Source organism: Litchfieldella qijiaojingensis (assembly GCF_014651875.1).
GTDB lineage: Bacteria > Pseudomonadota > Gammaproteobacteria > Pseudomonadales > Halomonadaceae > Litchfieldella > Litchfieldella qijiaojingensis.
Window position 1 is genome coordinate 20,050 of the sequence record NZ_BMXS01000022.1, and the last position, 21,012, is coordinate 41,061.

General features: G+C 60.0%; 22 protein-coding genes and 1 tRNA gene. 10 read left to right on the top strand and 13 right to left on the bottom strand.

Features of this window, described 5'->3' with window-relative positions:
- Positions 1 to 16: 16 nt before the first annotated feature.
- From pcaC to IE093_RS17480, 3 genes are read left to right on the top strand one after another with little or no spacing between them, the layout of a single operon-like run.
- A complete protein-coding gene (gene pcaC, locus IE093_RS17470) occupies positions 17 to 406 on the top strand; it encodes a 4-carboxymuconolactone decarboxylase (protein WP_189471438.1) in 390 nt (129 codons plus the stop codon).
- Between the two features lie 57 nt (positions 407 to 463).
- A complete protein-coding gene (locus tag IE093_RS17475; protein WP_189471440.1) occupies positions 464 to 1,201 on the top strand; it encodes a GntR family transcriptional regulator in 738 nt (245 codons plus the stop codon).
- A gap of 10 nt (positions 1,202 to 1,211) precedes the next feature.
- Complete coding sequence (locus IE093_RS17480; protein ID WP_189471442.1) at positions 1,212 to 1,769, top strand: NUDIX hydrolase; 558 nt, start codon at positions 1,212 to 1,214, stop codon at positions 1,767 to 1,769.
- Between the two features lie 11 nt (positions 1,770 to 1,780).
- On the opposite strand, the gene ribBA is transcribed toward IE093_RS17480, so the two are convergent.
- Positions 1,781 to 2,887, bottom strand: coding sequence for a bifunctional 3,4-dihydroxy-2-butanone-4-phosphate synthase/GTP cyclohydrolase II (gene ribBA, locus IE093_RS17485; protein WP_189471444.1), 1,107 nt, complete (start codon positions 2,885 to 2,887; stop codon positions 1,781 to 1,783).
- 101 nt (positions 2,888 to 2,988) lie between these two features.
- Between ribBA and IE093_RS17490 the strand changes: the two genes are divergently transcribed.
- A complete protein-coding gene (locus IE093_RS17490) occupies positions 2,989 to 3,279 on the top strand; it encodes a DUF1330 domain-containing protein (RefSeq protein WP_189471447.1) in 291 nt (96 codons plus the stop codon).
- Between the two features lie 70 nt (positions 3,280 to 3,349).
- Entirely contained in the window at positions 3,350 to 4,105 is a 756-nt protein-coding gene (locus tag IE093_RS17495; protein WP_189471449.1) for a glutathione S-transferase family protein, read from the top strand.
- Positions 4,106 to 4,127: 22 nt separating this feature from the next.
- Here IE093_RS17495 and IE093_RS17500 read toward each other — a convergent pair whose 3' ends face one another.
- The 3 genes from IE093_RS17500 to hemN all read right to left on the bottom strand — a co-directional run bounded on the left by IE093_RS17500 (position 4,128) and on the right by hemN (position 9,812).
- Entirely contained in the window at positions 4,128 to 4,874 is a 747-nt protein-coding gene (locus IE093_RS17500) for a ribonucleoside-diphosphate reductase (RefSeq protein ID WP_189471451.1), read from the bottom strand.
- 54 nt (positions 4,875 to 4,928) lie between these two features.
- Complete coding sequence (locus IE093_RS17505) at positions 4,929 to 8,162, bottom strand: LAGLIDADG family homing endonuclease (RefSeq protein ID WP_189471453.1); 3,234 nt, start codon at positions 8,160 to 8,162, stop codon at positions 4,929 to 4,931.
- Between the two features lie 264 nt (positions 8,163 to 8,426).
- Positions 8,427 to 9,812 carry an oxygen-independent coproporphyrinogen III oxidase gene (hemN, locus tag IE093_RS17510; protein WP_189471455.1) on the bottom strand — a complete coding sequence of 462 codons (1,386 nt, stop codon included), beginning with the start codon at positions 9,810 to 9,812 and terminating at the stop codon, positions 8,427 to 8,429.
- 539 nt (positions 9,813 to 10,351) lie between these two features.
- On the opposite strand from hemN, the gene IE093_RS17515 reads away from it, so the two are divergent.
- Both IE093_RS17515 and IE093_RS17520 read left to right on the top strand, forming a co-directional pair.
- A complete protein-coding gene (locus tag IE093_RS17515) occupies positions 10,352 to 10,735 on the top strand; it encodes a YbaN family protein (RefSeq protein ID WP_189471457.1) in 384 nt (127 codons plus the stop codon).
- A 24-nt stretch (positions 10,736 to 10,759) separates the two neighbouring features.
- A complete protein-coding gene (locus IE093_RS17520) occupies positions 10,760 to 11,215 on the top strand; it encodes an Rrf2 family transcriptional regulator (RefSeq protein WP_189471459.1) in 456 nt (151 codons plus the stop codon).
- A gap of 138 nt (positions 11,216 to 11,353) precedes the next feature.
- On the opposite strand, the gene IE093_RS17525 is transcribed toward IE093_RS17520, so the two are convergent.
- Positions 11,354 to 11,950 carry a phosphoribosyl-AMP cyclohydrolase gene (locus IE093_RS17525; protein WP_229803698.1) on the bottom strand — a complete coding sequence of 199 codons (597 nt, stop codon included), beginning with the start codon at positions 11,948 to 11,950 and terminating at the stop codon, positions 11,354 to 11,356.
- 218 nt (positions 11,951 to 12,168) lie between these two features.
- Positions 12,169 to 12,507: a hypothetical protein gene (locus IE093_RS17530; protein WP_189471461.1), complete on the bottom strand. Its 339-nt coding sequence runs from the start codon at positions 12,505 to 12,507 to the stop codon at positions 12,169 to 12,171.
- Between the two features lie 367 nt (positions 12,508 to 12,874).
- On the opposite strand from IE093_RS17530, the gene IE093_RS17535 reads away from it, so the two are divergent.
- A complete protein-coding gene (locus IE093_RS17535) occupies positions 12,875 to 13,312 on the top strand; it encodes a hypothetical protein (RefSeq protein WP_189471462.1) in 438 nt (145 codons plus the stop codon).
- 130 nt (positions 13,313 to 13,442) lie between these two features.
- Here the strand turns inward: IE093_RS17535 and IE093_RS17540 are convergent, their stop codons facing one another.
- From IE093_RS17540 to IE093_RS17555, 4 genes are all read right to left on the bottom strand, one after another.
- Positions 13,443 to 13,706 carry a Txe/YoeB family addiction module toxin gene (locus IE093_RS17540; protein WP_189471464.1) on the bottom strand — a complete coding sequence of 88 codons (264 nt, stop codon included), beginning with the start codon at positions 13,704 to 13,706 and terminating at the stop codon, positions 13,443 to 13,445.
- Entirely contained in the window at positions 13,703 to 13,945 is a 243-nt protein-coding gene (locus IE093_RS17545) for a type II toxin-antitoxin system Phd/YefM family antitoxin (RefSeq protein ID WP_058092928.1), read from the bottom strand. Before IE093_RS17545 ends, IE093_RS17540 begins: the two co-directional genes overlap by 4 nt.
- 695 nt (positions 13,946 to 14,640) lie before the next feature.
- Positions 14,641 to 15,420, bottom strand: coding sequence for a TSUP family transporter (locus IE093_RS17550; RefSeq protein WP_189471466.1), 780 nt, complete (start codon positions 15,418 to 15,420; stop codon positions 14,641 to 14,643).
- A 227-nt stretch (positions 15,421 to 15,647) separates the two neighbouring features.
- A tRNA-Arg gene (locus IE093_RS17555) sits at positions 15,648 to 15,724 on the bottom strand.
- A gap of 280 nt (positions 15,725 to 16,004) precedes the next feature.
- Here IE093_RS17555 and IE093_RS17560 point away from each other — a divergent pair.
- Entirely contained in the window at positions 16,005 to 16,775 is a 771-nt protein-coding gene (locus tag IE093_RS17560; RefSeq protein WP_229803701.1) for a c-type cytochrome, read from the top strand.
- Positions 16,776 to 16,781: 6 nt separating this feature from the next.
- Here IE093_RS17560 and rep read toward each other — a convergent pair whose 3' ends face one another.
- From rep to pyrE, 3 genes are all read right to left on the bottom strand, one after another.
- On the bottom strand, positions 16,782 to 18,833 hold the full coding sequence (gene rep, locus IE093_RS17565; RefSeq protein WP_189471468.1) for a DNA helicase Rep: 2,052 nt from the start codon (positions 18,831 to 18,833) through the stop codon (positions 16,782 to 16,784).
- A 3-nt stretch (positions 18,834 to 18,836) separates the two neighbouring features.
- Positions 18,837 to 19,328, bottom strand: a complete 492-nt coding sequence (trmL, locus tag IE093_RS17570) for a tRNA (uridine(34)/cytosine(34)/5-carboxymethylaminomethyluridine(34)-2'-O)-methyltransferase TrmL (RefSeq protein ID WP_189471470.1) — start codon at positions 19,326 to 19,328, stop codon at positions 18,837 to 18,839.
- A 77-nt stretch (positions 19,329 to 19,405) separates the two neighbouring features.
- Entirely contained in the window at positions 19,406 to 20,062 is a 657-nt protein-coding gene (gene pyrE / locus IE093_RS17575; protein WP_189471472.1) for an orotate phosphoribosyltransferase, read from the bottom strand.
- A 119-nt stretch (positions 20,063 to 20,181) separates the two neighbouring features.
- Between pyrE and IE093_RS17580 the strand changes: the two genes are divergently transcribed.
- Positions 20,182 to 20,949: an exodeoxyribonuclease III gene (locus tag IE093_RS17580; RefSeq protein WP_189471474.1), complete on the top strand. Its 768-nt coding sequence runs from the start codon at positions 20,182 to 20,184 to the stop codon at positions 20,947 to 20,949.
- The last annotated feature ends 63 nt before the right edge of the window (positions 20,950 to 21,012 follow it).

A 21,012-nucleotide genomic window follows, 5' to 3' on the forward strand; every position in this document is an offset into this window, starting at 1 on the left:
CACCGAAGAGGCACACATGTCACAACAACGTTTCGAAAAGGGTCTGGACAAGCGTCGCCGCGTACTCGGCGCCGAATACGTCGACCAGTCGCTCCGCAATGCCGACGACTTCACTCGTCCGCTTCAGCAGTTGGTCACCGAGTACTGCTGGGGAGAGGTGTGGCAGCGCGATGGGCTCAGTGACCGTGAGCGCAGCATGATAAACTTGGCCATGATCACCGCCCTGAATCGTCCTCACGAGCTGCGTCTGCACATTCGTGGAGCGATCAACAATGGCCTCAGCGTCGAGGAGATACGTGAGATCCTGCTGCAAACGGCGGTCTACTGCGGCGTACCGGCGGCCATCGACGCGTTCCGTAATGCCCGCGAGGTGCTGACCGAAATGGGCGAGCTAGGGAAGCGCTGAAGAAATCGACGAGCATGCTCAAGCGCAAGGCACCACTATGGACCAGGAGATGTAACGATGCGAAGAGCGCTGCAGGATGACAGTCTCAAGGTCACGCGCAATCAACCCACCCTCCGCGAGATGGTGCTGGACAAGCTGCGCCAGGCGATCATGAGTTTCCAGTTGCTGCCCGGAGACCGTCTGGTGGAACGCGACCTGTGCGAGCGCCTGGGTGTCAGCCGCACTTCAGTGCGTGAAGCCTTGCGTCATCTCGAAGCCGAGGGTCTTGTCGAGCATGTTGGTACCCGTGGGCCACGAGTCGCCGTGATCACGCTGGAAGACGCTCGCGATATCTACGAGCTGCGTTGCATGCTGGAAAGCATGGTGGTTCAGCTCTTTACCCAAAAAGCGAATCGTCGCCAGATGGCGGAGCTGGACCGAGCATGGGAGATCCTCAAGGATACCCTCCGCGAAGGAGACACTCATGAGATCGTCGAAGCGGTCAGTGACTTCTATGGCGTGCTCTACGACGGTGCCGGCAACCGCATCGCCGGGCAAGTGCTCAGTCAGTTGCAAGCACGCGTCAACTACCTGCGCGCTACCTCGGTCTCCCAGCAAGAACGTTCCTCCGACAGTTTTCGCGAGATGGAACGCATCGTCGAGGCGATCAAGGCTCGGGATCCAGCCGCTGCCCATGAAGCTTGCGTAGAACACATCCAGGCAGCCGCCAAGGTCGCCTTGGCAGCCCTGGCCGCCAAGAATGACCAATCGCCTGAATCGATCACATCACCGCTGCGAGTCGAAACCACGCTGTAGCGAGGCGCTCATGCAACACTACTGCTGTCGTTGCGGCCATCATCCACTCGACCTCGGTATCCCCGAAGGCGATACGCATGAGCGTCAGCACTGCGGTGCCTGTGGTCACGTTTACTACGACAATCCGCGGGTGATCGCCGGCGCCATCATCGAACGCGAGGGGCACTTGCTGCTATGTCAGCGCGGCATTCCGCCGCGTGTCGGTACCTGGACCCTGCCGGCGGGTTTCATGGAACGAGGAGAGAGCGTCGAGGAAGCCGCCCAGCGAGAAGTCCGGGAGGAGACCGGCATCGACGCCGAGATTCTCACGCCTTACTCGATTTTCAGTGTCCCACCGACCAACGAGCTCTATATCATCTATCGCGCACGCCTGCTGGAATGGAACGAGCCGCCCGGCCACGAGACACTGGCCGTGAAGTGGTTTCGCGCCGAAGACATTCCCTGGGATGCGATCTTCTACCCCGCCATTCGTCAGATTCTCGAGCGCTATATCGACGAACATGCCGGTGGCACCTACGGCATCTATACCGGCAGCATGGAGAGCGGCACCATACACTTCATGCGCTAACCCCGTCCCGATCAGACGCCTTGGGAGGGGGGAACGATCTCAATCACCTCCAGTTCGAACCCGGCCAACCCCTTGTAGTTCAAAGGCGCTCCCATGAGCCGCAACTTGCCGACGCCGAGATCGGCGAGAATCTGCGATCCGGTACCAGTGTTGGAGTAGCGCCGCTGGGGATTGCCGCTCGGCGGCTTATTGAGGCGCGTAGCCCGCGACAGCAGGCTCTGGGACGACTCATGGCTGGCGAGTATCACCACCACTCCATGCCTTTCCGACGCCACGGCCTCCAACGACGACCATAGCGACCATGCCTTGGGCCCCTGGTACTCGGCCCCCACCAGATCGCGCAGAGGATCCATGGCATGGACCCGCACCAGCGTTGGCCTGTTGACGTCCATTTCCCCCATGGTCAGCGCCAGGTGTGCCTCACCGCTGATGGTGTCTTCGTAAGTGTGCAGAGTGAACTCACCATGCACGGTCTGTAGTGGCTCCTGCCCTGTAGGCACCACCGTCTTCTCGGTGGCCAAACGGTACTGGATCAGGTCGGCGATAGTGCCGATACGCAATTCATGACGACGAGCGAAGGCCTCCAGTTCGGGACGACGCGCCATGCTGCCGTCGTCGTTCATGATCTCGACGATCACCGCCGCCGGCTCGAGGCCGGCCAATCGGGCCAGATCGCACCCCGCCTCGGTGTGGCCGGCGCGGCTCAATACCCCGCCGTCGCGTGCGCGTAACGGAAAGACATGACCAGGCTGCACCAGATCTCGAGGATGGGCGTCCGGTGCCACCGCCGCCTTCACCGTGGTCGCACGATCCGCCGCGGAAATTCCGGTGGTCACGCCCTCGCGCGCCTCGATGGACACCGTGAACGCCGTGGCGAAGCTGGCACCGTTGTTCTCGACCATCGGCGCCAGTCCCAACTGTTCGCAGCGCGGACCGCTCAGCGTCAGGCAGATCAGGCCGCGGGCATGGGTGGCCATGAAGTTGATCGCCTCGGGAGTGACGAAGTCGGCGGCCATCACGAGATCGCCCTCGTTCTCTCGGTCCTCATCGTCGAGCAGGATGACCATTCGCCCACGACGGATATCGTCGATGATGTCTTCGATTCGATCGAATGCCATAACGCCTCCGGCCCCTCGGTATGTAACGGCCCTATGCCATATAATGCGCCGTCATTTTGGCATACCATAATACAAACAGCCACCACCAGCCGGAGACCTCCATGCCCAAAGGCTACTGGATCGCCAACATCACCGTGACCGACCCGCAATCCTATGCCGACTATCAAGCCCTGGCACCAGAGGCGTTCGCCCGTTTCGGCGCCAGATTTCTGGCTCGAGGCGGCAGGCGTATCGCCTTGGAAGGTCGCGAAACTCCCCAGAGAAGCGTCCTCATTGAGTTTCCCAGCTACGAACAGGCGCTCGATTGCTACCACTCCGAGGAGTATCAGCGAGCCAAGGCGGCGCGCTGCCATGCGGCGGAGGTGGACATCGTTATCATGGAAGGCATATAAGCCACTGCGAGACTGAGGGGCCAATGCTATGCTGCCTGAGGTTCCCAACAGTTAACCGTGAGCTTTCAGCATGCCCCACTCAGGCGCAGGAGAAAGTCCGACCTACCGGCTGTTCTACTCACCGGACAGCGCCAACCTGGTGATACGCATGGTGTTGGAAGAGGTGGGCGCCACCTACCGGGAAGTGCGAGTCGACCGCGCCAAAGGCGGCCTCGACGATCCGGCGTTTCGGGCATTGAATCCCCAGGGGCTGTTACCGGTACTGGTAGATGAAACCCAGGATGTGACCTTGTTCGAGACTGGGGCCATCTTGCTACACCTGAGCGAGCGGCATGACAGCATCAGGATCGCTGATCCGACGCAGAGAGGGCCCTTCCTCGCCTGGTTGTTCTTTCTTTCCAACACCTTGCATGCCGACCTGCGAGTGCGTTTCTACACCTGGCGCTATGCCGAGGTCACGGCGGAGATCCTGCACCTAAGAGATAGGCTGGCTCGCCGAGTTCAGCAGCATCTGCAACTGCTCGAGGAACTTGCTGGTCATGGCCGGGGAGACAGCTTGCTGCCAAGCGGCCCCAGCGTACTCGACCCTTATCTGGCCTGCCTGATTCGCTGGATGCAGCTCTATCCTCTCGACAGCCCTCTGCACGATATCCGCTGGGACGAACTGCCCAATCTCGTCCGCCTGATGACATATTTGGAAGGCAAGCCCGCCATCCGCCGCGCCGCGTTGGACGAGGGCATCGAGGGACGCCTGTTTCTCGCTCCCGACTATCCCCTCGGTGATCCGAACCAGATCGTGGGACACGCCCCGAGCCAAACCGACTAAGCCACCTGGCGGCCCTCGCTTCCTAGCCGCACTTCGACCAACCGCAGCCGGCGTAACAGGTCGGGCAGCCGTCCATCATGATCAGGTCGCCGCGACACTCTGGGCAGTGGCCGACCACCACCGGGCCATCACTGTTTGCCTGCGCTTCACGTTCCTGGCGGACGACTTCCTCGGGCTCCGGCGGCTGCCAGGGGTCGCTGTGTGCCAGGCGGTGAGCATAGCGATTGACCAACTCGTCAACCGGCACCTGGTTGCCGTCGATGTCGACGAAGCCACGGCGGTAGAGGATCTGCTGGATCGACCAGGCGATCGCTGCCACTTCGGAGTCGTGGAACATCGGCTTGCCCCAGCGGTTGGTGCCGCAACGCACCAGACCCTTGTCCCAGGTCACCTTGCGCAAGTCGGCCAGCGCCTGGGTGACATAGCCGCCACGTGCCGCCAGGGACAGGCTGCGCATGGTGGCGGTGATCCACTGGTGCTCACTGGAGAGCTGGCCTGAGGGGAAAAAGAACTCCACCGGGCGCTCGATCACTACGTGCTTGCCGCCCAGCACGCCTTGGACCGGCATGAACGACACCAGCACGTAGACCTTCTTGCGGCCTTCGGCTCCAACGTAGGAGATCTTCTCCGACACCGCTTCCAGAGTACCCTCCGGGCGCGAGGGAATACGCACCGTAAGCGGGTTCTCATCGGCGAGCGGCTGTTCTTCTTGCACCGCCGCCTTCTTGATGCTCAGCGAGACGATCTTGGAGTTGATTTCAATGCTCATCAGCGTAGCGCTCCAGAAGGTTGGGGGTCGACGCGAAACTGCCCGGCGGGCCGGTCACCACTTGCCATAGGTCCCCTCCTTGATCGCATCGTAGAGGTTGGCGGCAGTATGCTCTTCGCCCTCGTAGATCACCTTCTCGTCGCCCTTGAGTTCCAGGATCTCGCCATTTTCCAGTTCGAATACATAAATGGTGTTCTTGAGATCGTCCTCGCGCACCAGCACGCCCTGGAAGGCCTCGGGATTGAAGCGGAAGGTGGTGCAGCCCTTGAGCCGGCTGTCGTAGGCCTTCTGGTAAAGGTCCTTGAACTGCTCGAAGGGAAACTCGGTGGGCACGTTGACCGTCTTGGAGATCGCCGAATCGACCCACTTCTGGGCTGCTGCCTGGATCGCCACATGCTGCTCCGGGGTCACCATGTCAGCGGTGACGAAGTAGTCCGGCAGGTCGCTCTCCACCGCATCGGCCGCCACGAAGTGGCGATAGGCCGCCAGCTCGAAGGACACCACCTCGACCTGAGCCTTGGTCTTCTTGCCCGCCTGGATGACGTTACGGAAATAGCGATTCGAGAATGACGGTTCGATGCCATTGGAGGCATTGTTGCCCAGCGACAGGCTGATGGTGCCGGTGGGCGCGATCGACGAGTGATGAGTGAAGCGCGCGCCGTGCTCGGCCAACGCCGCCACCAGTTCGGGCTCCACCTCGGCGATCTGCTGCATGTAGCGGCTGTAGCGGGTATGCAGGATACGTCCGGGTACCTTGTCGCCGACCTCGTAGCCATCCTTCGCCAGTTCGGGGCACTCGCGCAGCATCCTGGGCGTGATCTCGAATTCCTCGGCGAGTACCGGGGCCATGCCCTTCTCACGCGACAGTTCGAGCGCCTGCTTCCAGCCTTCGATGGCCAGCACCTTGCTCACCTCGTCGGTAAAGGCCAACGATTCCTTCGAGCCATAGGGGATCTTGAGCATGGCCAGGGTCGAACCCAGCCCTAGGAAGCCCATGCCGTGGCGGCGCTTGGCTTCGAGCTCGCGGCGCTGACCAGGCAACGGCAGGCCGCTGATCTCGACCACGTTGTCGAGCATGCGGGTGAAAATCGCCACCACCTTGCGATAGCGATCCCAATCAAAGCGCGGATTGTCGCTGAACGGCTCGATCACGAAGCGCGTCAGGTTCACTGAACCCAGCAGGCATGCGCCTTCCGGCGGTAACGGCTGTTCCCCGCATTGCCCGGTCACCAAGCCATTGAAAATGACGGAATTGTGATCGGCCTGCGTGGTATCGAAGACCGCCTCGCGGCCAACAGGCGTGATCGACACAATGCGGGCCATGAAGGGCTGCGTCTTGCGTAGCACTTTATCCTTGGCCCACAGGCGATACTTCTCGTTCTTGTAGTCGAGAAGAAAACCGATATCGTCCATGAAACGCCCACGCGACTCACCGTCAATGATCAGCTCGAAGTCCGACTGGCACGCATACTGGCGACTGCCTCCCTTACCGTCGGGCAAGGTGCGCGAACCGGCCTTGCGCCGCTGATGAATACGGCAGAACACACCGAAATTGGCCAACAACGTCTGCACGTCCTTGAGTAGGCTCTCCTGACTCGATGCCAGGCGAATCGAGCAACTTTGGCTCTTTCCTGAGACGTTGACGGTTCCATCCGCCTGGAAAAGTCCGCGCAGATAGCCTTTCACGCATGCTTCACTGCCTCGCCACACTACCTCGGGCACCTTGAGCTTGGTATCGCGAGTGAAGCCGTAATGCTCGAGCAGACGCGCGAGGATGATGGAGCGAATGAAGACATGTTGCCGATCGGCCACGGTCACGGGGGCCACTGCATAGAGACGTCCGTTCCTGGAGGCACTGGCGATCAGTTCGTTGACATGCGCTGACACCAACTTGGCAAGGGGTCGGTCCTCTCCCCAGAAATTGACTACGACCGCCTCATGGCCGCTGCCGCGATGGGTAAAGTGACCATCCCCCGTGATCAGTCCAAGTAACGTACCGAGTCTTTCATCTCCTTGGTCGCCAAACTGCCCTTTGCCCGACTGCACCAACAAACGATCCCCCGGCTTCAGGTCCTTCAGCGCGATCTTGCCACGGTCGGTGTAGAAGTCATGCCATTCAGTGGCTTTGATTTCGTAGCCTTCCTGGGTCTGCACGCGGTAGACGTCAGCGGTCTTCGCCGTCATGAAGGCCGGCACCGCAGGGCGAGTTTCGACTCCTTTGTCGCCGGTCTCAAGCGCTCGCTTGTCCACGGTGACTTCGAGATGGCTGCCCCGGGCATAGAGTTCGCCGATGGGCACCTGCCCATACTGGGTATGCAATCGAGTATCTGCCGTGACACAGGGGTTGGTCGCCCGGATCTCCTCGCAGAACCAGTTGTTGTTCAGACGGTTCACCTGGTCGATCAACACGAAGCCCGGTTCGGCGTAGTCGTAGGTGGAACGCATGATGGTGTTCCACAACTCGCGCGCCTTGACGGTCTTGACTACGCGACAGGCCACACGGCCCTCATCATCGACGCTGTAGCCTTCCTCGATCACCGGCCAGTCGCGGTAGATGAGATCCTCGGCGCGCACGTCATCCTTCTCGCCGGGATGCAGAGGGAAGGCCAGCGACCAATCCTCGTCATTACGCACCGCTTCCATGAATTCGTCGGTAATCAACAGACTGAGGTTGAACTGGCGCAAGCGACCGGGTTCGCGCTTGGCCTCGATGAACGCCTCGACGTCCGGGTGACCGACATCGAAGGTGGCCATCTGCGCACCGCGACGCCCACCGGCCGAGGCCACCGTGAAGCACATCTTGTCGTAGATATCCATGAACGCCAGCGGACCGTTGGTACCGGCGCCGGCACCGAACACGAAGGCGCCCTTGTGGCGCAGGGTGGAGAACTCGTAACCGATGCCACAGCCCGCCTTGAGCGTCATTCCGGCGTCCACCACCGAGCCCAGGATGTCCTGCATGGAGTCACGGATGGTACGCGACACCGTGCAATTGATCAGGCTCACCGACGGCTTGTAGTCGTCGGCTCCAGCGTTGGAGAGGATCCGCCCGGCCGGGATGGCGCCATTTTCCAGTGCCCAGCGGAACTTGGGCAGCCAGGCATCTGCCTGCTCGCCCTCGACCGCGGCCAGGGCCTGCGCCACGCGCTCGAAGGTGGCGTGAAAATCCTTGTCCACCGGCCGCCCATGCCGGTCCTTAAGCCGGTACTTGGCATCCCAGATATCACGCGATGGCGCCTGCACCGGAACCTCGTTGGATGTCTTGGCAGCCTTGGCGGAAGTGCTCATGTAAGCGGTCTCCGAAAGATCCACGGAATGTTCGGCAATCAGGGATTACGGCGCGTCAATGCCTCCTGGCTGAATGCTCCATCCTAGACATCATGACAGCGGCGCGCCCTGATATACGTCAAGCCTAGGTAAGTTTCGACATCGGACGCTTCTACTATATATAGATTAATTATTGTCACACCACACAAGATATGCCAAAAATCGACTCAATAGCAGCAATCACTTTCGACACTGCCGATCTCTTGGCCGTGTCGTCCAGTTCGTCTACACCGTGCGCGAGAAGCGCTGCTGGCCGGGGGTCAGGTAGGCATCGAAGGCCATCGCCAGGTTGCGCATCATCAAACGGCCGGCGGGGAGCACCGTCAGGGTGTTGTCGCGCAGCTCGATCAGACCGTCAGTGCGGGGCTCAGTCAGCTTATCCAGGGCCTCGGCGAAGTAGTCGCGGAAGACGATGCCGTGACGCGCCTCGATGGTGGCGAAATCGATATGCCCGTGGCACATCAGTTCATTGATCACATCGCGACGCAGACGATCGTCGTCATTCAGGCGATAACCGCGCATCACCGCTAACCGGCCGCTTTCCAGGCGTGCTTGGTACTCGGCAGTGTCCTTGACGTTCTGACTGTAGGTATCGCCGACCTTGCCAATGGCAGTGATGCCGAGGCCGATCAGGTCGCAGTCGGCATGGGTGGAATAGCCCTGGAAGTTGCGCTGCAAGGTGCCGTTATCGCGCGCCAGGCTGAGTTCGTCCTCGGGCAGTGCGAAGTGGTCCATACCGATGTAGACGTAACCGGCATCGGAAAGCCGTTTGATAGTCAGTTCCAGCAGTTCCAGCTTGCGCTCCGGCGGGGGCATGTCCTCGCGGCGGATCAGCCGCTGGGCCTTGAACAGCTCCGGCAGGTGGGCATAGCTGTAGGCGGCGATGCGATCCGGGCGCAGCGAGATGATCTTGTCCAGGGTGGCATCGAAGCTAGCCACCGTCTGCAGCGGCAGGCCGTAGATCAGATCGACGCTGACCGAGTCGAAACCGGCCTCGCGGGCCGCCGCCACCAGCGCCACCACCTGCTCCTCGCTCTGCACGCGATTGACCGCGCGTTGCACGTCGGGGTCGAAATCCTGCACTCCGAAGCTCAGACGGTTGAAGCCCAGCTCACGTAGTTCATGGATCTGTTCCGGCGTCACGGTGCGCGGATCGACCTCCAGCGAGAACTCGCGTTCTTCCGGCGGGGCAAAGTGAAAAGCCGTGTCCAGCGCGGCCATCAATTCACCTAGCTGGGCATTGCTCAGGTAGGTGGGCGTCCCTCCCCCCAGGTGCAACTGGGTCATGCGCCGCGTGTCGCCAAACAGCGCTCCCTGCACCTCGATCTCGCGCTTGAGCCAATCGAGATACTCGGCGGCGCGTTCGGTGTTGTGAGTGATGATCTTGTTGCAGGCGCAGTAGTAGCAGAGGCTCCGGCAGAACGGGATGTGCACGTAGACCGACAACGGTTTGGGATTCGCTGCTTGGTTGCTGCGTTCCGCGGCAGCGCGGTAGTCGTCCTCGGCGAAGGCCGCATGGAACTGCGGCACAGTGGGATAGGACGTGTATCGGGGCCCCGGGCGGTCGTACTTCTCGACCAGAGGGCGATTGAACAGCAGATCGTATGACATGACGGAAACGGCCTCTTGAACGGAGAGCGGCTTATCCATGGGACGCCGCTGCATGTTCTCAGTATGCCAGTCGGGATCACGCCGGTCGGTACCCGTTAAGAGGTAATTGGCGGCGCCAAAGGGGTATCCATTCCCATCTCATGATCCAGGTCAATTTTGGCAACCGGAACCATTAGCATGATGGCTCCCAAGCAGCCTAGCCGCTCGAAAGAATCGATCATGGAGCAGGAAGGCGAACAGGAGGGTGAAGTCTCGGCCTGACCCACACTCCCGGTCTCCGCCACATGCAGCGGGGACCGGGAGATTTTTTTGACAGGTAGCATTAATATCCACATAGGAAACGCTGAAGAAATCGACGAGCGGCATCAAGCACAAGGCGCCCGGAGCACAGGAACCGGAGCCTAGGGGGTATAGGTGAGGATTCCGACCGGGCTGGCGCACCAGCACCGCGCAACGCAGTGATTGGGTCGCGCAGGCATTTATTCAGTGTTTCCCATAGGTTATATCTAATAGGATGTTCAGCCCGTTCCGAGGTTGCCATGAGAATGCTTTCGAATGTGGCCTATCGTAGCCTCGCCTATGGGTGCATCGCCCTGGGTGCCGCGGGACTCGTGCTGCCACTGGTGCCGACCACCCCCTTCCTGCTGATCGCCGCCTGGGCAGCTCCCAAGGGTTCACCGCGCTTGGCTCACTGGCTACGGGAGCACCCGCGTTTCGGTCCGGTGCTGCATGCCTGGCGACACGGGCGCGCCGTTCCACGCCGCGCCAAATGGCTAGCCGCCTTGCTGCTGGCCACGAGTTGGGGGATGCTGTGGCTGATCGGCTCACCGTTACCAGTCCTGGCCCTTACCGGCGGGTTGTTCCTGCTGGTGGGCGGTTTCGTGTTGACTCGCCCCGATGCCGGTCCGCGCGCCCCATCCTGAATATCGAAAAAGAGCCTGTTTTCCATGCACATCACACGCTATACCGACTACTCGCTGCGCGTGCTGATCTTCGTCGCCCTCAAGGGAGAACAGCGCTCGACCATTACCGAGATCGCCGAACGCTTCCATATCTCTCGCAACCACCTCATGAAGGTGGTCCACGAACTCAGCCAGAAGGGTTATCTCACTGCCATCCGCGGCAAGCACGGAGGCCTGCTGCTGAACCGCCCAGCCGAAGAGATCTGCCTCGGCACCCTGGTACGCGACACCGAACGCGACCTGGAACTGGTGGAATGCTTCGGCGATCGCAACCAATGCGTGATCACACCGGCCTGCCAGCTCAAGTCGGTCCTCGGCGAAGCACTGGAAGCCTTCTTCGGCGTGCTCGACCGCTACACTCTCGCTGATATTCTGGGCCCCCACTCCCCGGAACTGATCCGGCTACTGCAATTGGATGCCGCTACTTCTGCCTCTCGCTAGCGGCAATGGTGCCAGACAGTCACTTCACTGCCATTCAGGTATTAGCCGTTGGATTTACCTTACCTTTCACGCAAATATCAAAAAGCCCCGCACGGGGCGGGGCAACGACTTCAGGACGTTCTCGTATAAGGTTTCGCGCTAGCTCGCGGGATGAAACGGGAAGGAAGAGTGGTGAAGATCGATGCGCAGATTTCCATCCTCATCCTTGAAATAGCCAAGGGTATATTCCGCCTCCGTTTCCTCACCGGTATTGGCATCGGTGAAGTAATAATGCCCCATTGCGAGTGCGGAATCCTCGTCAATGATGATGCCGGCATTATCGAATCTTACGTGACTCCACGGCTGAATGGCGAAGCCATGATCCTCGGGAACGATCCCAGTCACGAAGTAGGATACGGCCTCATCCTCCGACAAACGGAATGGCTCTTCCGATGCCTTGGTGGGCTTGAACAACACGATTCCTTCATCATAACCGTAGAGATCATCGACGGTTTCTTCTGCCAGTGCCTTATAGTCCCCATGAGAGGTATATGCCTCGCCGATAGCGACGATGGCATCCCCCCAGGCTTCCTGGGCCTTGATGACATCCTCTGTGGTAATCTCCCTGTCTTCCTCGGCATTCGCCAGGCCCGCGCCAGAAAAGAGAAGTGCGGTCATTGCCAGAGCAGGAAGCAGATTTTTCACCTTCATCTTTTTTACCTCGTCTTGATCAAGACAAATCAGGGGATTTTTCATCGGGAATTCGAATGGCGATGAAGTCCCGATAACCATCCGATGCTTGCGACGAGGATTAGTTCATTCGAATTTAGCGTTGTGCGTCACTCTGCCGCACCTCTCGCGGAAAAATCAGGAACCTAGGAAGGAAAAGGGCCCGCGATTTCTCGCGGGCCCTCGATGTCTGACGCCGATAAATAAGATCTGTTTCAGCGCCTCGCAATCAGACAAACCAGCACCTAGCCGGCAGCCGCCTCCGCCCGGAAGTACTCCCGTGCATGGTGATACAGAATCCCGGCATACCCGTTGCGCTGCATGATCTTGAGGATCTTCGCGGGGTTGCCGTCATCAAGAGCCTTATGCAATTTCGCCCGCTGCTCGGCATCGAGGGCTTCATACCAGTAGTACGGCTCGCCTTGCGCGTCGCCATCCTCGGCCCTGCGCACCAGGTCCATTTCTATGCGACCGCCATGTCGATACAGGATATCGTAGCCCTCCTGCAGGTGTGCCGTCGGCACATCGCACGGCTTTTCAAGGACTTCCAGCACGTTGTAATAGTAATAGCTCAGCGGTTGCATATGGCTCCTCCAGCGGTATGCCGTTGCCCATCCTTCGCTCTGTGGTTGCTCCATTTCCCCATGTTGCCTGAGACATGGCGGCTAGCTCAATTGAAAAGATGTACATCATCCAAGCCCGTACCATGCATTGAACTGGCTCCGGCCGCACAGGAACGAACCGATGCCACGCCACTCGACCTGCCCCGCTCCCAGTCACGCCTCGGCTGGCCCGAGGATACCGGGTGGTGAGCCAGGGGCAAGGGCCTATGCGACCAGGGAAGCGGTAGATCAAAATGACTGGTGCAGGTCAGCTACCGGCTACGTCCTGCCACAGAAGCAAGAACGAAGCCCCCTGTTGGAGCTGCTTTAGCTGCGATGGGAGTCGGGGATGACTATTTATGTGGCAGGTTATCTCAGGAGATGCAAAAGGAGACGCAAGCTAATTAAGAAGACCCTGGTAGGCGACAGTCGGGCAAAAGCGGACCTTCAGCGTAAGCTGTTAGGCGGCACCTGTCTCATTCTCATCGGGATTGAAAGCCAGACGGCTTGGCTGACACCACCCTCACCAGTCACTCCTCCTGATCCGCTTGTCATGGAGCACGGCCCAGACATAAGCCGGCCCGCGAACAATGGTGTTGATTTCGCCCGGGCCATCAAACGGCACAAGGGCAAGAGCTTTGCGAAAGTCTGCCTTCGAAATATTGTAGTCGGTGCGGCTTGGGTGGAACACGTCGCCGACGATGTCGTACGTAAAGGGCTTGCCCGTTTTCGTCTCAAAGTCTTGCCCTTTGCACGCACTCATGCGGCCCCACACCTCATCGACTGACGGCTCGACATGCTCATCGTTTTTCCGCGCACCAGGCGGCGGTCATTGTCGCGCTAACGCCCGGCTCACGCGCCGGTTTGGAGCCGCGAAGCGGTGGAAAAATTGTCCGGCAACAGCGGCTGGTTATGCATTATTCGTAGTGGCTCCAAAGCCGGAGAACTTTAACCACCCGTTCGTCTTCAAGCACCTGGTACACCAGGCGGTGCTGAATATTGATCCGCCGTGAATAGGCCCCCGCAAGATCACCGATGAGCTTCTCAAACGGAGGCGGCTTCCGATACGGGTCTTCTGCGATCAGTGCCAGCAATTCCTGGGCTTTTGGCTTCAGGCCGCTGGAGGCCAACTTCTTTGCATCTTTCTGGGTTTGTTTGGTGTAAACCAACTTCCATGTCACCAGTCCAGCTCCTCATCGCATTCATCCACAGGGGTATCCATCCCCTCACGAATAGACTCACGCATACCTGGCACAGAGAGCAGGTAAAGCGTTTCCTGAATTGCAGACCAGTCTTCTTCGGACACCAAGACGGCTTTGTTCCGTTTACCCATGATGACGATTGGTTGGTGGGACTCGGCGGTTTCATCAATCAACCGATAAAGGTTGCTGCGCGCCTCAGTTGCAGTAATTCCAGTCATGACGCACCTCTCGCGTGTTCAATTTTCCACCAAGTGTACGCCTTCAGGTACGTACGTCAAGACGAACGTAGTGCATGACAGGTATTAGACTGCCTGTTGTATATCGACTTGAACGCGCAAGCGCGTTCAACAATGTTATGCCGCACGTCGCTCATCCGCTAACCTACTGAAATATCAAAAATATTAAGTGTGGTTCGGCAGTATAACACCGATCATCGTGCCTGCTGCATAATACGGATGAACGAGCATGCTGCCTTTGCCGGCATGGCAGCTTTGGGTCGCCTCCAGTCTTTCAATTATCGCTAATTTAAATCCTTCCACTCCATTCCTAGAGGCTTGCCTGACCAGAAATGGTCGCCCAATCGCGGCTAAAGCCGCTCCTACATTAGCTCCTTTCCTGTTGCCAGATTAAGGCGAACCGCTTCAGCTCTGTCATGACCTGTTCAGCGCTATTTTTCCCATCCTTTTTCCCCAAAGGTAGTCCAGCGCCACTAGGCTGGCTCATATAGCTTTTCAACGCAGAACAAAGACACACGAATCTGCATGATTTGCCAGCCCTACACCCCGTGTGGGCCCAGCAGTGGAGCGGCTTGGCGGCCGGAGCAGGGTGCAAGAATAACGACACATCCAGAGCGCGCTGGGTGGGAACAATGAAGGGAGCCGCTGGAATCTTTGGCGCATGACTCCCAAGGCGATCAGGCGGGGGAATGAATCAGCCCTACCACGCTGACCAGGATCAACACCGCGCCGAGCACACGGAAGAACAAATGGGCCTCACCGGCCAGCATGTAGCGATGCACTCGCTCCCCCAGCAGGTGGCCCACCAAGGCACAGGGCAATAACCAGAGGTGGTGAATCAGTTGCAGGTCCACCCCGGCGATGATAAACGACACCATCTTTATCACTACCAGGATGAACCACAGCACGAATAGCGTATCGCGCAGTTGATGCTTGGCGACGTGGGAGGCTAACACCGCCACGATCAACGGCGCTCCGATCAGGGAAGTGCCACTGACGTAGCCGCCAAGAGCCAGTAGGACATAGTCCACGTACTTGTTGTTGCTGCGAAACGGCCTGTTCAGGACGTAGCTGATGGCGTAGACCAGCACGATCACGAAGATGATGGTGGTCATGGTACGCGAAGGCAGCGTGAGCAAACCCACCACACCGACCAGCTTGGGGATGATCATGATCTTCAGCGCTTTGAGCAGGTAGGCCCAATCGATGTTGCTCTCGCCATGGGTACTACCCGATTGCAGCGCCAGTGCCCGGTGGCCGCGCCAAGCGATCCAGCTCGAGAAGATCAGCAACTGGACGGCGATGATCGGCAGGAACACCAGGGGCTCGTTGAGCACCAGCAACAGGAATGGCAGGGACAGCACTGCGCCGCCGAAGCCGAGGCTCGTTCTGACGAAGCCGCTCCAAGCGAAGATCAATCCGATGAAGAAGTATTGGTACCAAGTGAGATCGGCCATGGGCTCGCAAGGTGTCCGAAAGGGTTTGCAAACGCCAGTGCCGAGAGAGCGCTCATCAACCTCGCGTTGCTGAGAGAGCGTATTCTTGCATCCTAATGTTCAAGAAGGGAAGCGTGACGACGGCTTCGCGACTTCTCGCTCCGTGACGCAGCCATTCTGGGAAACGACCGGCAAGGCCCATATGAAAAAGGGCCCGCGATGTCTCGCGGGCCCTTGGCATTCGAATCTGGCCCGCCCTGAAGGATTCGAACCTTCGACCTTTGCCTCCGGAGGGCAACGCTCTATCCAGCTGAGCTAAGGGCGGATAATCGGAATGTCTCGACATGAGCGCACATGCCGACGCGCCATATCCTACCCGTCACTGCCTTGACCTGTCCAGTCCGATGGGGGGCTTGGCAGACACCCAGCCCCGGCTTCCTTGGTCGAATGGCCGACTGATGGCATTTTCCTGGCAATTGTGTTGCCGCTATACTGTCCCCTTTTGCGCTGGTGCATCCAAGGGAAAGACTGAATTAATATCTGCGCAGGTCAATCGCTGCGTTGCGTGGTGCTCCGAATTACAGGACCGTGAAGAGGTGGTGAGAGTGAAATTCAGCAAACTGATCATGGGGTGTCTGGCCGCCCTGAGCCTGGCCGTGGCGGGCATGGCTCACGCCCAGGAAGATGCCGAACGCGAGGCCATCGCCGAACGATTGAAACCGGTCGGGGAACTCTGCCTGGAAGGTGAGGATTGCGGTACTGCCTCGGCCCCAACCACCGCCAGTGCCGGAAATGGTGGAGCCGTCGACGGCGCCAGCGTCTACAACAACGTTTGCATGGCGTGTCATGAAACTGGGGCCGCCGGCGCTCCGGTGCGTGGCGAAGAGGGCGCTTGGGCATCACGCATCGATCAGGGCGTCGAAACGCTCTACGACCATGCGATCAACGGTTTCAATGCCATGCCCGCCAAGGGCGGCAATCCGAACCTGTCTGACGATGAGGTGAAGGCAGCGGTCAATCACCTGGTCGAACCGGTATATGAGGGCGAACTGCCGCAAGTCGGTGGTGGAGCCAGCGAAGAAACCGCCGCCAATGGTGAGGAAGAAGGCGAAGCAGCCGCTGCCGCCGCCAGCGATATCGACGGCAAAGCCATCTATGGCCAGGTGTGCATGGCATGCCACGACACCGGTGCCGCCGGTGCACCCAAGCTCGGCGATTCCGAAGCCTGGGCGCCGCGCATCGAGAAGGGCAAGGAGGAACTCTACTCCAGCGCCATCAACGGCATCGGTGCTATGCCACCCAAGGGCGGCAATACCAGCCTCTCCGATGAAGAAGTACAAGCCGTGGTCGATTACATGGTCGAGCAGACACAGTAATCCACCTCAGCCGAGTAAGGAACGCAGGCCCGCGATGGCATCTTGCCCGCGGGCCTGCTTCTTTTCCGGGTCTTCCTTGTCGGCGCGCCCTTCCCATTCCAGGTTGTCCGCAGGCAGTTCGTCGAGGAAACGGCTTGGCGTGCAGTCCATCAGTTCGCCATAGGCCTTGCGCTGACGCGCCAAGGTCAGCGTCAGGGTCTGGCGTGCCCGGGTGATACCCACATAGGCCAAACGGCGCTCCTCCTCCACCGTGCCAGCCTCGATGGCATTGCGGTGCGGCAGCAATTCCTCTTCCAGGCCCATCAGATAGACATGCGGAAACTCCAGACCCTTGGAGGCGTGCATGGTCAGCAGTTGCACCCGATCGGAATCGTCTTCTTCCGCCTGCTGCTCGAGGATATCGCGCAGCACCAGCCGCGAGATGGCGGCTTCGACGCCATCGGTCTCGGTATCCTCGCTGGCCGTACGCTCCTCCGGGTCGCGTTGCATCGATTTCTCGAGCTGGTCGATCAGGATCCAGACATTGGCCATGCGCCGCTCGGCAATGGTCGGGGCGCTGGCGTTCTGATACAGCCAGGCTTCGTAGTCCATCTCGCGCAGCATGTCGCGAATGGCGGCCAGGGCATCGCCCTGGTCCATGCGCCGGCGCACGCCGTCGATGAAATGGGTGAAGCGCCCCAGACGCTCCACGGCACGGGTCGACAGCACCTGCTCCAGGCCCAGTTCGTGGCAGGCGGCGAACAGCGAGACACCACGCTCGGTGGCGTAGTTGGCGAGTTGCTCCAGGGTACCGGGGCCGATCTCGCGGCGCGGCACATTGACGATACGCAGGAAGGCATTGTCGTCGGCCGGATTGATCAGCAGCCGCAGGTAGGCCATGGCGTCCTTGATCTCGCCACGCGAAAAGAACGACGTGCCACCGGAGAGCTTGTAGGGGATCTGGTAGTGCTGGAGCTTGAGCTCCAGCAGTCGGGCCTGGAAGTTGCCACGATAGAGCACCGCGAAGTCGCGCCATTCGGCGCGTTCCTTGATCCGCCGAGTCAGTATCTCGCTGGCCACGCGTTCGGCCTCAGCCTCCTCGTGGCGATTGACCACCACACGAATCGGCACGCCCTGCCCCATTTCCGACCACAGTGTCTTGTCGTAGACGTGGGGGTTGTTGGCGATCAGCGTGTTGGCGGCACGCAGGATGGTGCCGGTGGAGCGGTAGTTCTGCTCCAGCTTGATGACGCGCAGACGCGGGAAGTCCTCGCCCAGCGTGACCAGGTTCTCGGGGCGCGCACCGCGCCAGGCGTAGATCGACTGGTCGTCGTCGCCAACCACGGTGAAAGTCGAACGCTCGCCCATCAGCAGCTTGACCAGCAGGTACTGCGAGACGTTGGTGTCCTGATATTCGTCGACCAGCATATAGTGGATCTTGCGCCGCCAGCGCGCCAGCGCTTCGGGATCGCGTTGCAGCAGCACCACCGGCAGCAGGATCAGATCGTCGAAGTCGACCGCGTTGTAGGCCTTGAGATGTCGCCCATAGGCCTCGTAGACGCGCGCCGCATACTGCTCGTCGTCATCGGCAGCGTGGGACAGTGCCTCTCCCGGCAGCACCAGGTCGTTCTTCCACTGCGAAATCGTGTGCTGCACGGCATTGATTTGCTCGGCGTCGACCTGGGCATCCTTGTTCATCAGATCGCGCAGCAGCGCCTTGGCGTCGTCCGGATCGAACAGCGAGAAGCCCGGCTTGTAACCCAATGCCTTGAGTTCGCCGCGAATGATGTTGAGCCCTAGGGTATGGAAGGTCGATACCGTGAGGCCGTGCCCCTCCTTGCCCTTGAGCATCTGGCCCACGCGCTCCTTCATTTCGCGGGCGGCCTTGTTGGTGAAGGTCACCGCGGCGATCCGCCGCGCACTCATGCCGCACTCCTGCACCAGATAGGCGATCTTGGTGGTGATCACACTGGTCTTGCCCGACCCCGCACCGGCCAGCACCAGGCATGGACCATCGATATAGCGTACAGCTTCCTGTTGGCGGGGGTTCAGCTTGGCGAGACGCTGCTGGATCGACATCGATCACTCCTTCGAAACGGCAATATCGATGTCTGCGGCGCCTTGAAACCCAAGCTGTCGCCAGGCTTCATAGACGATCACCACGCAGGCGTTGGAAAGGTTCAGACTGCGGCTGTCCGGCAGCATGGGAATACGCAGGCGCTGGGCAGGTGGCAGGGCATCGAGCAGCGCCTGGGGCAGGCCGCGGGTCTCGGGGCCGAACAGCAGCGCATCGCCGGGGGCGTAGCGTGGCTCGTGATAACCGGTTCGGCCGCGCGTGGAGACAGCGAAGACACGGCTCGGCGCCACGCTATCGAGAAAGGCCGGCCAGTCACGATGCACACGCACCGCCGCCCATTCGTGATAATCCAGCCCAGCACGCCGCAAGCGCCTGTCGTCGAGCACGAAGCCCATGGGCTCGATCAGATGCAGGCGAAAGCCGGTGTTGGCGCACAACCGGATCAGGTTGCCGGTGTTGGGCGGGATCTCGGGCTCATAAAGCACCACATCGAGCATAACGACTTCCTGATGAATGGCTGTCATCAACGCAGTCGGGCCCCAAGCGGGGCCCGAGATTTCCCAAGCGCCGATCTTCAGCCGTGTTGTACGCCATAGCGTGCACGGTAGGCGCGAATGGCCTCGGCATGGCGCTGCATGTCATCGCTGGCGTACTCTTCCAGGTAGGCCAGCACCATGTCCAGGGTGACGATGCTGACCACCGGCATGCCATAGCTGCGCTCGACCTCCTGGATGGCGCTCAGCTCGCCATTGCCGCGTTCCTGGCGATCGAGCGCGATCACCACGCCGGCGGCTTCGGCACCTGCCGCCGTGATCAGTTCCATGACTTCACGGATGGCGGTGCCGGCGGTTATCACGTCGTCGATGATCAGGATGCGTCCCTTGAGCTCGGCACCCACGATGTTGCCGCCCTCGCCGTGGTCCTTGGCTTCCTTGCGGTTGAAGGCGAAGGGCAGGTCGCGGTCGTGATGTTCAGCAAGTGCCACCGCTGTGGTCGCTGCCAGCGGAATGCCCTTGTAGGCCGGGCCGAACAGTACGTCGGTGGCCAGGCCGCTATCCTCGATGGCTTGGGCATAGCAACGCCCTAGCCTGGCCAGGGCGGCCCCGCTCTTGAACAGCCCGGCATTGAAGAAATAGGGACTGACGCGACCAGACTTTAGGGTAAATGCACCGAAACGCAGCACCCCCTGGTCGATGGCGAATTCGATGAACTCGCGCTGATACGGCTGCATGTTGTCCACCCTGCGACTATTCACCTCACGCCCCCTTATCATGTTCATCAACCAAGGCCATTTACCAAAACGTCTAAACGTCGGGTATCATACACGCGCGACGGTAAAGGGACCACGTAATGAAAATCGCCAGCATCAATGTCAATGGCATCCGCGAAGCGGTCGATCGGGGCTTTCTCGATTGGTTGGGCAATCAGGACGCCGACGTCGTCTGTGTGCAGAACCTCAAGACCAAGAGCTTCGAACTGGATGACAGCATCCTCTATCCGGAAGGCTACGAAGGCTACTTCCTCGACGCCGAACAGGACAACTTCTCCGGCGTGGGCCTGTATTGCCGCAAGATCCCCAAGGCCATCATGTACGGCCTGGGATTCGAGCAATGCGACCACGAGGGACGCTTCCTGCAGGCCGACTACGATCGCTTCAGCGTAGCCACTTTCCTAATGCCCGACGGCAGCGACCCTGCCGCCAAGCAGGCTTTCATGGCCCAGTACCAGGAGTATCTGGCCAAGATGGCCAGGAAGCGCCGTGAATACATCATCTGCGGCACCTGGCACATCGCCCACAAGACCATCGATCTGGCCAACTGGGCGGACAACCAGACCACGCCGGGCTTCAAGCCCGAGGAACGTGCCTGGATGGACCAGGTATTCGGCCCCACCGGCTTCATCGATACGTTCCGCGAAGTCAATCGTGATGCCGGGGAGTACACCTGGTGGCCAGCGCTGGATCAAGATCAACCGCGTTCACGCCAGGAGGGCTGGCGCATCGACTACCAAGTGGTTGGCCCCAATTTCCGCCGCCACGTGGTCGATGCCTGGATCGACTACGACGCGACCTTCTCGGAGTTCGCGCCGTTGATCGTCGAGTACGACCTCACCCTCTAAGCGTCTCGCCATTTCCCGTCGCAGAACGCCGGCCCAAGGGCCGGCGTTCTTGTTTTCCCGCGT

Coding starts and splice junctions, on each gene's coding strand:
- IE093_RS17535 (WP_189471462.1), top strand. CDS start 12,875: ATGACTATTTATGTGGCAGGTTATCTCAGGAGATGCAAAAGGAGACGC.
- IE093_RS17500 (WP_189471451.1), bottom strand. CDS start 4,874: ATGAGCATTGAAATCAACTCCAAGATCGTCTCGCTGAGCATCAAGAAG.
- IE093_RS17520 (WP_189471459.1), top strand. CDS start 10,760: ATGCACATCACACGCTATACCGACTACTCGCTGCGCGTGCTGATCTTC.
- IE093_RS17480 (WP_189471442.1), top strand. CDS start 1,212: ATGCAACACTACTGCTGTCGTTGCGGCCATCATCCACTCGACCTCGGT.
- hemN (WP_189471455.1), bottom strand. CDS start 9,812: ATGTCATACGATCTGCTGTTCAATCGCCCTCTGGTCGAGAAGTACGAC.
- IE093_RS17580 (WP_189471474.1), top strand. CDS start 20,182: ATGAAAATCGCCAGCATCAATGTCAATGGCATCCGCGAAGCGGTCGAT.
- IE093_RS17495 (WP_189471449.1), top strand. CDS start 3,350: ATGCCCCACTCAGGCGCAGGAGAAAGTCCGACCTACCGGCTGTTCTAC.
- IE093_RS17490 (WP_189471447.1), top strand. CDS start 2,989: ATGCCCAAAGGCTACTGGATCGCCAACATCACCGTGACCGACCCGCAA.
- IE093_RS17550 (WP_189471466.1), bottom strand. CDS start 15,420: ATGGCCGATCTCACTTGGTACCAATACTTCTTCATCGGATTGATCTTC.
- IE093_RS17545 (WP_058092928.1), bottom strand. CDS start 13,945: ATGACTGGAATTACTGCAACTGAGGCGCGCAGCAACCTTTATCGGTTG.
- pyrE (WP_189471472.1), bottom strand. CDS start 20,062: ATGCAGCCGTATCAGCGCGAGTTCATCGAATTCGCCATCGACCAGGGG.
- pcaC (WP_189471438.1), top strand. CDS start 17: ATGTCACAACAACGTTTCGAAAAGGGTCTGGACAAGCGTCGCCGCGTA.
- IE093_RS17530 (WP_189471461.1), bottom strand. CDS start 12,507: ATGCAACCGCTGAGCTATTACTATTACAACGTGCTGGAAGTCCTTGAA.
- IE093_RS17475 (WP_189471440.1), top strand. CDS start 464: ATGCGAAGAGCGCTGCAGGATGACAGTCTCAAGGTCACGCGCAATCAA.
- ribBA (WP_189471444.1), bottom strand. CDS start 2,887: ATGGCATTCGATCGAATCGAAGACATCATCGACGATATCCGTCGTGGG.
- trmL (WP_189471470.1), bottom strand. CDS start 19,328: ATGCTCGATGTGGTGCTTTATGAGCCCGAGATCCCGCCCAACACCGGC.
- IE093_RS17525 (WP_229803698.1), bottom strand. CDS start 11,950: ATGAAAAATCCCCTGATTTGTCTTGATCAAGACGAGGTAAAAAAGATG.
- IE093_RS17515 (WP_189471457.1), top strand. CDS start 10,352: ATGAGAATGCTTTCGAATGTGGCCTATCGTAGCCTCGCCTATGGGTGC.
- IE093_RS17505 (WP_189471453.1), bottom strand. CDS start 8,162: ATGAGCACTTCCGCCAAGGCTGCCAAGACATCCAACGAGGTTCCGGTG.
- rep (WP_189471468.1), bottom strand. CDS start 18,833: ATGTCGATCCAGCAGCGTCTCGCCAAGCTGAACCCCCGCCAACAGGAA.